Raw genomic sequence first — 12,886 nt, 5'->3', positions numbered from 1 at the left:
GCACCACCGAAGGGAGCGCCACCGTGCGCCGCACCGTGTTCAACGAGGACCACGAGGCCTTCCGGGAGACCATCCGGGACTTCATCGCCAAGGAGGTCGTCCCGGTCTACGAGAGCTGGGAGGCCGAGGGCCACCCGCCGCGCGACTTCTACCGCAAGCTCGGCGCGCTCGGCGTCTACGGCATCGAGGTCCCCGAGGAGTACGGCGGCGCGGGCGAGACGGGCTTCAAGTACCAGGCGGTGGTCAGCGAGGAGTGCGCCCGGGCGGGCGTGACCTTCGGGTCCTCCGGCGTGCACACCGGCCTGGTGCTGCCGTACCTGATGGAGTACGCCGACGAGGAGCAGAAGCAGCGCTGGCTGCCCGGCTTCGTCTCCGGCGACATCATGACGGCGATCGCGATGACCGAGCCGGGCGCCGGCTCCGACCTCGCGGGCATCACCACCACGGCCAGGCTGTCCGAGGACGGCACCCACTACGTGCTGAACGGCGCCAAGACCTTCATCACCGGCGGGGTGCTCGCCGACCTGGTCCTGGTGGTCTGCCGGACCGCGCCGCACGACCCGGCCGACCGCCGGGCGGGCCTGTCGATCCTGTGCGTGGACACCACCTCCGAGGGCTACGCCGTCGGCCGCAAGCTGCAGAAGATCGGCCTGCGCACCTCCGACACCGCGGAGCTCTCCTTCACGGACGTCAAGGTGCCGGTCGCCGACCTGCTCGGCGAGGAGGGCAAGGCCTTCGCGTACCTGACCCACAACCTGGTGCAGGAGCGGCTGGCGATCGCGGTGGGCGCGTACGCCTCGGCCGCCGCGGCCGTGCAGTTCGCCGTCCGGTACGTGAAGGACCGCAAGGTGTTCGGCAAGGCGGTCGCCGAGTTCCAGAACACCAAGTTCACGCTGGCCGACTGCGAGGCCCAGGTGGTCGCCCAGCAGTCGATGGTGGACCGCGCCCTGGAGCTGTACCAGAGCGGCGAGCTGACGGTGGCGGACGCCGCCGCGGCCAAGCTGTTCTGCACCGAGTCGGCATCCGAGGTGATCGACAAGTGCCTCCAGCTGCACGGCGGTTACGGCTACATCCTGGAGTACCCGATCGCCCGCCTCTACACCGACAACCGGGTGTTCCGGATCTACGGCGGCACCAGCGAGGTCATGCGCACGATCATCGCGAAGTCGCTCGGCCTGTAGCGGCAGACCCCCTGCGGGAGGCCCCCGGTGCCGGGCGGCCTCCCGCAGGGGGGAGCATGGCGGCGGCGGGCCGGCCGGTCCCGCCACCGGCCCCGCCGGTCCCGCCGCATCCGAGGACGTCATGACGAGCGACTCGCTCCGTTCGGTCACCCGCGCACGGGCCGCGCTCGTCGCGCCCGGCATGCCCTTCGCCGTCACCGCGACCGGAGCCGGCCCGCGGTACACCGGCGGCCCGGCCACCCTGCGCGACGTCCTCGACGCCACCCGGGCGCACGGCGAGCGGCCCTTCCTGGTCACGTCCGGCGGCGCCCTCGGCTACGCCGAGCACCACGCCCGGGTCGCCGCCCTCGCCCACCACCTGCTGGACGCCTACGGCCTGCGGCCCGGCGAGCGCGTGGTGATCGCGATGCGCAACCTGCCCGAGTGGCAGATCGTCTTCTGGGCCACCCAGGCCGCCGGCCTGGTCGCCGTCCCGTTGAACGCCTGGTGGCAGGAGCGGGAGCTGGCCTACGCCCTGGACGACTGCGAGCCCGCCCTGGTCGTCGCGGACCAGGAGCGGGCCGACCGGATGCGGCCGTGGTTCGCCCGCCGGGCCGGGGCCGGCCCGCGGCTGCTGACCGTCGGCGGCCGGCCGCACCCCGGCGCCGACCGCTTCGAGGAGTTGCCCGCCCCGGCCCCCGGCGTGGCGCTGCCCGACCTGCCGCTCGATCCCGACGGCGACGCCACCCTGATCTACACCTCGGGCACCACCGGGCGCCCCAAGGCGGTCGCGGCCACCCGTGCGGCCTGGTGCGCGGCCCTGCTGGGCCCGCGCTTCTTCGCCGCCACCGCGGTGCTGTGCGCCGGCGGCGACCTCGCCGAGGTGCCGCCGCAGACCACCCTGATGACCTATCCGTTCTTCCATGTCGCCGCGTTCAGCACGCTGCTCCCGCTGATGGCGAACGGCGGGACGGCCGTCCTGATGCACCGGTGGGACCCGGCCGAGGCGCTGCGGCTGGTCGACCGGCACGGGGTGACCACCTTCGTGGGCGTGCCCACCACCGCGCTGGGCCTGCTGGACGCCGCCGACCGGGCCGGGGCGCAGCTGCCCACCCTGCGGATGCTGAGTACCGGCGGCGCCGCCGCCCCGCCCGGGCTGGCCGCCAGGATCAGGGCCCGGTTCGGCGGCCGGGTGGAGGCCCGCAACGGCTACGGGCTGACCGAGACCTGCGGCGGCGTGCTGGCCAACCTGGGCGACCGCTACCAGGAGCACCCGGACAGCGTCGGCCGGCCCTGCCCGGCCGTGGAGGTGCGGATCGCCGGCCCGGACGGCGCGACACTGCCGGACGGCGAGGTCGGCGAGCTGTGGCTGCGCGGGCAGCCGCTGTTCCGGGGCTACGCGGGCGACCCGGAGGCCACCGCGGCCGCCTTCAGCGACGGCTGGTTCCGCACCGGCGACCTCGCCCGGCTTCGGGGCGGCGAGGTGTACGTCGTCGACCGCCTCAAGGACATGGTGGTCCGGGGCGGCGAGAACGTGTACTGCGTCGAGGTGGAGGGCGTGCTCTGCGACCACCCGGCGGTGGCGGACGCCGCCGTGCTCGGCGTGCCGCACCCGCTGCTGGGCGAGGAGGTCGCCGCGGTGGTCGTGCTGCGCACCGGCACGGCGCCGGACGAGGACGGGCTGCGCTCACATGTCGCCGGGCGGCTGGCCGCCTTCAAGGTGCCCGCCCACCTGCTGTTCCATCCGGGACCGCTGCCGCGCAACCCGACCGGGAAGCTGCTGAAGCCGGCCCTGCGCGAGCAGCTCGCGGCCCTGCTGCCGGGCTGACCGCACCGACTCGACCGCGCCGGCCCGACCGCACCGACCCGACCGGCCGGCCGGCCGCCGGGCGGGGCACGCCGCGGCCGCCCCGGCGGACTGCCGGGACGGCCCGGGCCTGCGAACCGTACGGGGACGGCGGGCCCGGGGGCCGGGCCGCCCCGGGCGGTCAGTTCGACGAGCCCTGCTGCGCACGCCAGACTTCCCAGCCCGCCATCGAGGCGGCCTTGGCGTCTTGCAGCTTGCGGCTCGCCAGCTGGGACGGTGGGGTGTCCAACTGCCGCACCCAACTGCGCCCGGCGGAAGCGACGGCCACGCTCACCATCACGGCACCGGCCACGCCGAGGACGGCCCCGACACCGGTGAGCACCACACCGCCGACCAGCAGGCCGCGGTTGAGCTGGATTCCACTGAGGACATTCTGATTCGCCATGGGTCCACCATCCGCGAGCCCGTCCACCCCCGCATCCCGGGCAGGCCGGGGCGGCGCGGAATTGCTCCGACCGGGTCCCGGGTCCACCCGGCCGGCGGCGCCACGGGCCGTCCGGCGGCCGCGCCCGGCATGCGGATCCCGGCCGGTCGGCCCTAGGGTCGCGGACGGGGGCCCCGCCAGGAGGACGCGATGGACGATCTCGTACAGCTCGCCGACGAACAGGCCGCGAAGGCCGCCGCCAGTGCGCACGGCCGCAGCGCCCACCTGCTGATCCATGACGGGGTGCTGCGCCAGACCGTGATCGCGCTGACCGCCGGCACCGCCCTGGACGAGCACAACGCGCCGAGCGCCGCGAGCCTGCAGGTGCTGCGCGGCCGGGTGTCGCTGACCATCGCGGGCCGGCGGCTGGAACTGTCCACCGGGCAGTTGCACCCGATCCCGCAGGAACGGCACGGGCTGCTGGCGCACGTGGACTCGGTGGTCCTGCTGACCGCCGTCACCAACTGACCCGGCGTCCGAAGCCACCCCGCGCCGCCCCGGGCCGGCGCCCGGCCCGGCCCTGCGGGCCTACGGCGCCGCGACCGTCCGGGGCACGCTGTCGTCGACCAGCCGCAGGCCGCGCAGCACGTCCCGGCCGGTGGGGGCCAGTTCGGGCGCGGCCAGCCACTGGGCCGCCAGCCCGGCGAGCAGGGCCTGGTAGAACATGCCCCGGGCCAGCTCGGTCTCGTCGTCCGGCACCTCGGGCAGGCCCTGGAAGAGCGCGGCCAGCCCGAGCCGGCCCTCCTTCTGCACCGCGGCGAGCTGCTCCTTGAGTTCGGGGGCGTGCTCGACCTGGGCGATCGCCTCGAACTGGGCGGCCCACAGGCCCCGGTGTTCGGCGAAGGTCTCCAGGACGCCGTCCCAGACCGCGACGAACCGCTCCTCGGGGTCGTCGGTGCCGCCGTCCGCCCGGGCCACCGCGCCGGCCAGCGCGCTGCCCCACTCACCGACGGCCTCGATCAGCGCCAGGTTGAGCAGCGACTCCTTGGAGCCGAAGTGGTAGCCGATGGCCGCCAGGCTGACGCCGGAGGCGGAGGCGATGTCCCGGGCGGTCGTGCGCCCGTAGCCCTTCTCGTACAGGCAGCGCTTGGCCCCGGCCAGCAGGTCTTCTCGATTTCCCATGGCTCGATGCTACGACAGACATGGACGGATGTCTTGCACGAATGAACCAGACATATGAGTAAGACAAAGGAGCGAGACGGTCGATCTAGACATGCGTACTAGACAAGCGTCTGAAACGCTCGTACTGTCTTCCCCATGACCGCAACCCACGGCCTCGCCGGCCGCCGCGAATGGATCGGCCTCGCCGTCCTCCTGCTCCCCGTCCTCGTCCTGAGCATGGACATGGGCGTCCTCTTCTTCGCCGTCCCGTTCATCAGCACGAGCCTGGCGCCGAGCGGCACCCAGCAGCTGTGGATCATGGACATGTACTCCTTCCTGCTCGCCGGGTTCCTGATCACGATGGGCGCCCTGGGAGACCGGATCGGCCGCCGCCGGCTGCTGATGATCGGCGCCGCGGGCTTCGCCGGGGCCTCGCTGCTCGCCGCCTACTCGGGCGGCGCGGACCAGCTGATCGCCGCCCGGGCGCTGCTCGGCATCACCGGGGCCACCGTGATGCCCTCGACCCTCGCGCTGATCCGCAACATGTTCCACGACCCGAAGCAGCGCCAGGTGGCGCTCGCCGCCTGGGGCGGCGTGCTCACCGCGGGCGCCACCCTCGGGCCGGTGGCCGGCGGGCTGATGCTGAACCACTTCTGGTGGGGCTCGGCCTTCCTGATCGCCATCCCCGTGATGGCCCTGGTGCTGGTCGCCGCGCCGTTCCTGCTCCCGGAGTACCGCGCGCCGAAGTCCGGCAGCTTCGACCTGCTCGGCGCGGTGCTCTCGATGGCCGCGATCCTGCCGGTCGTCTACGGCGTCAAGACCGTCGCGGTGGACGGCTGGAGCCTGCTGCCGGCCCTCGCCCTGCCGGCCGGACTGCTGATCGGCACCGCCTTCGTCCTGCGCCAGCGCACCGCCGCCCACCCGCTGATCGACCTCGGCCTGTTCCGCATCCGCACCTTCAGCGGCGCGATCACCGTCAACACCATCGCGATGTTCGCGATGATGGGCTTCGCCCTCTTCACCTCGCAGTACCTGCAGCTGGTCAAGGGCATGAGCCCGCTGACCGCCTCGCTCTGGTCGCTGGCGCCGAGCGTCGGCGTCGGTGCGGCCGTCGGCCTGGCCGGCGCCCTGGCGGGCAAGGTCCGCCCGGCGCACCTGATGGCCGGCGGCTTCCTGATCGGCGCGGCCGGCTTCGGGATGATGACGCTCGTCGGCCCCGACTCCCCGCTCGCCCTGATCCTGGTCGCCGCCGGGGTGCTGGCCGCCGGCAGCGTCGGCACCATGACCCTCACCGCCGAGATGGTGGTCGCCGCCGCACCGCCGGAGCAGGCCGGCGCCGCCTCCGCCACCTCCGAGACCGCGGTCGAGCTCGGCAGCTCGCTGGGCATCGCCCTGCTCGGCGCGGCCGGCGCCGCGATCTACAAGAGCCGGCTGGACGGCCGGCTGCCGGCCGGGGTGGACGGCGAGGCGGCGAAGGCCGCCCACGACACGCTGGGCGGCGCGGTCTCGGTGGCCGGCCAGCTGCCGGGCCGGCTCGGCGGCGACCTGCTGGACGTCACCCGGTCCGCCTTCACGGACGGCATGCACGTGGCCGCGGTGGTCGGACTGCTCTTCCTGCTCGGTGCCTCGGTTGCGGCCCACCGGCTGATGCGGCACCTGCCGGTGCCGGCCGCCCCCGCCGGGCGGGAGCAGCCCGAGCCGGCCGCCGTCTGACCGTCCCGGCCGGGACGGCACACCCCCGGGCGGGGGCGGCGGAGGCGGGCGTACCCGCCGGCCGCGGCCCCGCAGGAGTGAGCCCGCCCGGCCGCCGGCCCTTGCGAGTCATCGAGAGCCCCCTCCCCCTCGGGAGGGGGCTCCGACGTGATGTCCCCGCAGGTCGGAGCGGCTTTCCGGCCGGCCGGACGGTAGCCCGCGGCACGCCGGGCCGAGCCCCTGAATCCACCCCTGGGGCCCCGGCTCTTTGACCACCGTTTCCCGCCCGGTGTATACGTTCGCCGTCTTGGCCAGGCATACTGGCCAAGCCGGGCGATTTGCCCGGCGACAACGGCGAGAATCGAAGGGACCGGTGGTCAGGGATGCTGCGTAACGGTCTGGAGCCCTGGCACCTCCTGGTGGTGCTGGCTGTCATTATCCTGCTCTTCGGATCGAAGAAGCTGCCCGAGATGGCGCGTGGGCTCGGCAAGTCGATGCGCATTCTCAAGGCGGAGACCAAGGCCCTGCGCGAGGACGACGCCCCGGCCGACGGTGCCGCGTCGAACGCCACCGCCGCGTCCACCGCGTCGCCGGCTCCCGAGCAGCCGCGTCCGGCGGCCGTGACGCCGTCGAACGTCACCACGGCTTCCGAGACCACCAAGTCGGCCACCGGCGCCTGAGCCCGGCCGCACCCGAAGGCTCTGCGGAGCCCGCGATCCGTCCTCCGACGGATCCGGGCTCCGTTGTCGTTCCCGGCCCGTCCGTGACGCCTCCGATGCCCGGGCCGGGCCCCGGGAGGCCGGGGCGGCCGGCTTTCTTCGGCGTACCGCGCCGCCGGGGCGGCGCCGACTCCGCGGGCGGGACCCCCGGCGGGCGCCCCCGGCCGCAGCCGTCGAACAGGTGGTGTCGATGGGGCTATTGATGCTGGTGGGGCCACAGGGACTGGTGGAACACAAGTGGCATCAGCCCCGATCCGAACAGTTCGATTTTCGACAAAACCGCTCCATTGCAGTCACATTGACGCAACATCAAAAAGTGTTCACCAGATCACCATGCGAGACGAACCTCTGACAATGCGTCGTCAATCCGCTTAGGATGACCGCGGCCTGTCACCCACCGGTGGATCGTTCTTCCGCCACGAGGATCTGATGACCCCACACATACCGGACGCCGTTTCATGGTGCCTGGCAGCCGGGGCGCTCGCCGCCGCCGCGCTGCTGCTGCGCCAGCGGCGGATCACCGGCTCGCTCGGCGAGCGGATCGGCGCTCTTGAGGACTCCGTGGCCGCCCGGGACGAAGCCGCCCACCGGCTGGCCGCCGTGCAGGCGCCGGCCCTCGCCACCGCGCCGCACGCCCTCCCCGGCGACCTCCCGCCGGCCGCCGACGCGAGACTCGCCGGAACCGCGTTCGCCGGCCACCTGCACAGCGTGCTGGAGCAGTTCGCGGGCGCCGCGGCCCTGGCCCGGGACCGCGCCGACCAGTCCGCCAAGACCGCGCTGAAGGGCGCGGTCCGCGCCCTCCAGGGCCTGGCGAACGAGCAGCAGCTCTCCATCTCCGACATGCAGGACCGCCACGACGACCCCGACGTGCTGCGCGACCTGCTGGAGATCGACCACGCCAACTCCCAGTTCGGCCGCCGGGCCCAGGCGATCGCCGTGCTCTGTGGCTCCTGGCCGGGCCGCCAGCGCCGGGTCTCCGCACTCTCCGACGTGGTGCGCGGCGCCAAGTCGCGGATCCGCGACTACCGGCGGGTCGAGGTCCGGACCCAGCTCGAACTCGCCGTGGTCAGCCGGGCGGTGGAGCCGGTGGTGCTCGCCGTCGCCGAACTGCTCGACAACGCGGCGCGGCACTCCCAGCCCAACACCACGGTGGAGGTCAACCTCCAGCCCGCGCACAACGGCGCCTGCGTGGTGATCGACGACGCCGGGGTCGGCATGGACGAACGCGAGGTCCGCCGGGCCGGGTACCTGCTCTCCGGGCAGCGGGCGGTGGACGTCACCCGGCTCGGCGACCCGCCGCAGTTCGGCTTCGCGGTGATCGGCGTGCTCGCCGCCCGCTACGGCTTCAGCGTCTCCGTCGACACCCGCTCGCCGTACGGCGGGGTGCGCGCGGTGCTGTTCCTGCCGAGCGCCCTGCTGACCCAGCCGGAGCCCGAGACCGAGCCGGAGCCGGCCGCCGCCGCACAGCCCGCCCCCGCCGCGACCGCCTTCCCCGCCCCCGCCCCCGCGCCGGCCCCGGCCTTCCCGGCCGAGCCGCTTCGGCAGACCGCCGGCGGCCTGCCGAAGCGACGCCGCCGGCACGCCTCGCCGGAGCCGGCCGCCGCCGCACAGCCCGCCGCCGACGCCCGGCTCGGGTCGGAGGCCGACTGGGACGCCGCCTGGGGACGCTCCGCCGAGGACACCGCACGCCGGATGGGCGCCTTCGCCCGCGGCACCCGGGCCGGACGCGCCGCCACCACCGACCCCGAAGGGACCCCGCAGGCATGAACAGCCCGCTCAACAACCACCTGGACAACGAACTCGGGTGGATGCTCGACGACGTCCTGCTGGTGCCCGAGGCCCGGCACGCCATCCTGCTGTCCGCCGACGGTCTCCTGCGCGCGCACTCCCGCGGGATCTCCCGCGACGAGGCCGACCGGCAGGCCGCCGCCCTCTCCGGCCTCCAGTCGATCAGCCGCTCCACCTCGGGTTTCGCCGGGCGTGAGGGCACGCCCTGGCGGCAGACGCTGATCGAGTTCGCCGACGGCTACGTCTTCCTGGTGGCCGCCGGCCCGGGCGCCTACCTGGCGGTGTCCGCGAGCGAGGCCGTCGACATGGAGGCGGTCAGCTACCGGATGCAGAAGCTGGTCGACCGACTCGGCAAGGAACTCACCAGCCCGCCGCGCCACGACGCCGGCCTGCGGACATGAGCGGCGCCCGGCGGCTCAAGGGTCTGGTCCGGCCGTACGTGGTGACCGACGGCAGGTCCCACCCCAGCCGCAACACCTTCGACCTGGTCACCCTGGTCAGCGCGATGCCGGACCGCCCGCTCGCCGGCCTCAGCCCGGAACGCCGCCGGATCGTCGAACTCTGCCTGCTGGGCGCGCTGTCGGTGGCCGAGGTGGCCGGCCACCTGCACCTGCCGGTGAGCGTCACCAAGGTGCTGCTCGGCGACCTCGTCGACAGCGGCCACATCATCACCCGGGCTGCCGTGCCGCGCACCCCGCAACCCGATTCCCAGCTCCTGCGGGAGGTACTGCATGGCCTCCGGGCCCGTCTCTGACATCTACCTGGCCCCGAGCGTGCGCACCGCCGTCAAACTGCTGGTCGTCGGGCACTTCGCGGTCGGCAAGACCACCTTCGTCGGCACCCTCTCCGAGATCCCGCCGCTGCGGACCGAGGAGCGGATGACCCAGGCCGGCGCGCTGGTCGACGACCTGGCCGGCGTGCACGGCAAGGACACCACCACCGTCGCCCTGGACTTCGGCCGACTCACCCTCAGCGAGAGCCTGGTGCTGTACCTCTTCGGCGCGCCCGGACAGCAGCGCTTCACCCCGCTCTGGCGGGACATGGCGTACGGGGCGCTCGGCGCGCTGGTGCTCACCGACACCCGCCGGCTGGAGCAGTCCTTCGCCGTGATGGACCTGCTGGAGGAGCACGGCCTGCCGTACGCCGTCGCCGTCAACCGCTTCGACGGCGCACCGGAGTTCGCCGAGGAGGAGCTGCGCGAGGCGCTCGACCTGCTCCCCGACACCCCCCTGGTCAGCTGCGACGCCCGGGACACCGGCTCGGCGACCCGCGCCCTGGTGACGCTCGTCGAGTACCTGTCCGCCCGTGTCGAGGACCCCACCGAACTGGAGCCCGCGTGACCCACCCCGCCCCGCCCCCGGGCTGCCCGGCGCACAACGCCGACGGCGACCTCGCGGCGTTCGGATTCCCGCTGTACGACAAGGAGTTCGCCACCGACCCGAACGCCGTCTACGCGCACCTGCGGCAGTACGGCGCGGCCGCCCCGGTCGAGCTGTACCCGGGGGTGCGGGCCACCCTGGTGACCTCGTACGCGGCCGCGCTGGACGTGCTGCGCACCCCGGAGACCTTCTCCAAGGACCCGCGCCGCTGGAAGGACCTCAACCGCGGGGTGATCGCGCCGGACAGCCCCGCGCTGCCGATGATGGCCTACCGGCCGAACGCGCTGTTCACCGACGGCGCCGACCACGCCCGGCTGCGCGGCGCCATCAACGACAGCCTGGAGCAGGTCGACCCGGTCGCGCTGCGCGGGTACGTGGAGCGCAGCGCCGACGTGCTGATCGACCGCTTCGCCGCGCTCGGCGAGGCCGACCTGGTCCGCGACTACGCGCGCACCCTGCCGCTCCTGGTGTTCAACGAACTCTTCGGCTCCCCGGCCGAGTTCGGTGACCGACTGGTGGCCGGGATGTCCGGGATCTTCGACGGGGTCGACGCCGAGCGGGCCAACCAGGAGCTCACCGCCTGCCTGCTGGAGCTGGTCGCGTTGAAGCGCTCCCGGCCCGGGCCCGACATCACCTCCTGGCTGATGTCCCACCCGTCCCGGCTGACCGACGAGGAGATGCTGCACCAGCTGGTGCTGCTGATGGGCGCCGGCACCGAGCCGCAGCTCAACCTGATCACCAACGCGCTGCGGCTGCTGCTCTCCGACGACCGCTTCGCGGGCAGTCTCGCGGGTGGCAGCCTGCCGGTCGACGACGCCCTCGACGAGGTGCTCTGGACCGACCCGCCGATGGCCAACTACGCCGTGCACTTCCCGGTCCGGGACGCCGAGCTCGGCGGGGTGCGGCTGCCCGCGGGCGACCCGGTGGTGATCAGCTTCTCGGCCGCCAACAACGACCCGACGCTGGCCGCCGAGCACCGTACCGGCAACCGGGCCCACCTGGCCTGGAGCGCCGGTCCGCACACCTGCCCGGCGCAGAGCCCGGCCCGGCTGATCGCCACGGTCGCGGTCGAGAAGCTGCTGGACCGCCTGCCGGACCTGGAACTCACCGTCCCGGCGGACGAACTGCCCTGGCGGCCGGGGCCGTTCCACCGTGCGCTGGCCGCCCTGCCGGTGCGCTTCCCGCCGGCGCCGGTGGCCACGGCGGCCGGCCGTGGCGCCGCGCCGCAGCAGGCCGCCGGGCGACCCACCGCGCCCGAGTACCCCGCAGCCGACCACCCCGCACCGGAGCACCCCGCACCGCACCCTGCCGGGCCGGACGCCGCCGACGCGTACCGCGCCGCTCCCTCCACCGCGGCGCCGCAGCGCGCCGCGGGCAGCACGGCCGCACCGAGCACCGCTGTACCCGGACGCCCCGCCGAGACCCCTGGAGAGACCTCATGGCAGCCCCTTCAGCCACTTCCGCCGCTTCCTGCCCCTACGCCCTCGACCCCACCGGCAGCGACATCCACGGCGAGGCCGCACGAGTCCACCAGGACGGGCCGGTCGCGCGGGTGGAGCTCCCTGGTGGCGTGGTTGCGTGGTCGGTAGGCAGCCAGGAGCTGCTGAAGCAGCTGCTCACCGACCCCCGGGTCTCCAAGAGCGCCCGCCGGCACTGGACCGCGTTCATCAACGGTGACATCCCGGCGGACTGGCCGCTGAACCTCTGGGTCGCCGTGGAGAACATGTTCACCGCGTACGGCACCGAGCACCGGCGGCTGCGCAAGCTGGTCGCCGCCGCCTTCACCGCCCGCCGCACGGAGGCCATGCGGCCCCGGGTCGAGCGGATCACCACCGACCTGCTGGACGCCCTGGCCGCCGCGCCCGCCGGGGAGCCGGTGGACCTGCGGGAGGGCTACGCGTACCCCGTCCCGATCCAGGTCATCTGCGAGCTGTTCGGCGTGCCGGAGGAGGCCCACGCGGGGCTGCGCGCGTGCGTGGACGGCATCTTCAACACCAACGCGACGGCCGAGGAGGCCCAGGCCAACGTCGTCGCGATCTACGGCATCCTGACCGAGCTGGTCGCGCTCAAGCGCAAGGAGCCGGGTGACGACCTGACCAGCGTGCTGCTCAGCGTGCGCGACGAGGAGGCGGACGGCGAGGGCTCGGCCCAGCTCAGCGAGAGCGAGCTGGTGGACACCCTGCTGCTGCTGATCAGCGCCGGCCACGAGACCACCGTCAACCTGCTCGACAACGCCATCCACCTGCTGCTCACCCACCCCGAGCAGCTGGCGCACGTGCGGGCCGGCCGGGCCTCCTGGAACGACGTCATCGAGGAGGCGCTGCGGCTGCGCTCGCCGGTGGCCAACCTGCCGCTGCGCTACGCGGTCGAGGACATCCAGGCCGGGGACGTGCTGATCCGCAAGGGTGACGCGATCCTGGCCGCGTACGCCGCCGCCGGGCGGGACGCGGCGGTGCACGGCGCCGACGCGGACGTCTTCGACGTGACCCGGGCCGGCAAGGAGCACCTGGCGTTCGGCCACGGGGTGCACTTCTGCCTCGGTGCGCCGCTGGCCCGACTGGAGGCGGCGATCGCCCTGCCCGGGCTGTTCGAGCGCTTCCCCGACCTCGCGCTGGTCGAGCCCGACGGGAAGCTCCCGCCGGTGGAGTCGTTCATCTCGAACGGCCACCTCGCCCTGCCGGCCGTCCTGCGGCCGGCCGCGGGGTAGTCGCACGGCTCGACGGACCCGGGGCGCGGCAGGCCGTCCGCCGCGCCCC

At 74.1% G+C, this 12,886-nt stretch carries 13 protein-coding genes; 11 read left to right on the top strand and 2 right to left on the bottom strand.

Annotated features, from left to right (window positions below; all coding sequences use genetic code 11):
* Window positions 1-23: 23 nt before the first annotated feature.
* Together OG689_RS22985 and OG689_RS22980 are read left to right on the top strand one after the other, a co-directional pair.
* Window positions 24-1,181, top strand: coding sequence for an acyl-CoA dehydrogenase family protein (locus OG689_RS22985; RefSeq protein WP_266322792.1), 1,158 nt, complete (start codon window positions 24-26; stop codon window positions 1,179-1,181).
* Window positions 1,182-1,302: 121 nt separating this feature from the next.
* Window positions 1,303-2,988, top strand: a complete 1,686-nt coding sequence (locus OG689_RS22980) for a class I adenylate-forming enzyme family protein (RefSeq protein ID WP_266322791.1) — start codon at window positions 1,303-1,305, stop codon at window positions 2,986-2,988.
* A gap of 160 nt (window positions 2,989-3,148) precedes the next feature.
* Here the strand turns inward: OG689_RS22980 and OG689_RS22975 are convergent, their stop codons facing one another.
* Window positions 3,149-3,412, bottom strand: a complete 264-nt coding sequence (locus OG689_RS22975; RefSeq protein WP_266322790.1) for a hypothetical protein — start codon at window positions 3,410-3,412, stop codon at window positions 3,149-3,151.
* A 189-nt stretch (window positions 3,413-3,601) separates the two neighbouring features.
* Between OG689_RS22975 and OG689_RS22970 the strand changes: the two genes are divergently transcribed.
* Window positions 3,602-3,919, top strand: coding sequence for a cupin (locus tag OG689_RS22970; protein WP_190211276.1), 318 nt, complete (start codon window positions 3,602-3,604; stop codon window positions 3,917-3,919).
* Between the two features lie 60 nt (window positions 3,920-3,979).
* On the opposite strand, the gene OG689_RS22965 is transcribed toward OG689_RS22970, so the two are convergent.
* Window positions 3,980-4,573: a TetR/AcrR family transcriptional regulator gene (locus OG689_RS22965; protein ID WP_266322789.1), complete on the bottom strand. Its 594-nt coding sequence runs from the start codon at window positions 4,571-4,573 to the stop codon at window positions 3,980-3,982.
* Between the two features lie 135 nt (window positions 4,574-4,708).
* On the opposite strand from OG689_RS22965, the gene OG689_RS22960 reads away from it, so the two are divergent.
* The 8 genes from OG689_RS22960 (at window position 4,709) to OG689_RS22925 (ending at window position 12,837) form a co-directional block, all read left to right on the top strand.
* Window positions 4,709-6,265: an MFS transporter gene (locus tag OG689_RS22960; protein WP_266322788.1), complete on the top strand. Its 1,557-nt coding sequence runs from the start codon at window positions 4,709-4,711 to the stop codon at window positions 6,263-6,265.
* A gap of 362 nt (window positions 6,266-6,627) precedes the next feature.
* The gene (gene tatA / locus OG689_RS22955; RefSeq protein WP_266322787.1) at window positions 6,628-6,924 is read left to right on the top strand and encodes a Sec-independent protein translocase subunit TatA; all 297 of its coding nucleotides are present in this window, start codon (window positions 6,628-6,630) and stop codon (window positions 6,922-6,924) included.
* Window positions 6,925-7,392: 468 nt separating this feature from the next.
* The gene (locus OG689_RS22950) at window positions 7,393-8,730 is read left to right on the top strand and encodes an ATP-binding protein (protein ID WP_266322786.1); all 1,338 of its coding nucleotides are present in this window, start codon (window positions 7,393-7,395) and stop codon (window positions 8,728-8,730) included.
* Window positions 8,727-9,152: a roadblock/LC7 domain-containing protein gene (locus OG689_RS22945; RefSeq protein ID WP_266322785.1), complete on the top strand. Its 426-nt coding sequence runs from the start codon at window positions 8,727-8,729 to the stop codon at window positions 9,150-9,152. Before OG689_RS22950 ends, OG689_RS22945 begins: the two co-directional genes overlap by 4 nt.
* A complete protein-coding gene (locus tag OG689_RS22940; protein WP_266322784.1) occupies window positions 9,149-9,505 on the top strand; it encodes a DUF742 domain-containing protein in 357 nt (118 codons plus the stop codon). Before OG689_RS22945 ends, OG689_RS22940 begins: the two co-directional genes overlap by 4 nt.
* The gene (locus OG689_RS22935) at window positions 9,483-10,091 is read left to right on the top strand and encodes an ATP/GTP-binding protein (RefSeq protein ID WP_266322783.1); all 609 of its coding nucleotides are present in this window, start codon (window positions 9,483-9,485) and stop codon (window positions 10,089-10,091) included. Before OG689_RS22940 ends, OG689_RS22935 begins: the two co-directional genes overlap by 23 nt.
* 71 nt (window positions 10,092-10,162) lie before the next feature.
* Window positions 10,163-11,719 (top strand): cytochrome P450, encoded by a 1,557-nt coding sequence (locus OG689_RS22930; protein WP_266327359.1) that lies wholly within the window; start codon window positions 10,163-10,165, stop codon window positions 11,717-11,719.
* Entirely contained in the window at window positions 11,701-12,837 is a 1,137-nt protein-coding gene (locus OG689_RS22925; RefSeq protein WP_266322782.1) for a cytochrome P450, read from the top strand. Before OG689_RS22930 ends, OG689_RS22925 begins: the two co-directional genes overlap by 19 nt.
* The last annotated feature ends 49 nt before the right edge of the window (window positions 12,838-12,886 follow it).

This window comes from Kitasatospora sp. NBC_00240 (genome assembly GCF_026342405.1).
Lineage (GTDB): Bacteria > Actinomycetota > Actinomycetes > Streptomycetales > Streptomycetaceae > Kitasatospora.
This window is presented reverse-complemented; position numbering and strand designations above follow the sequence as displayed.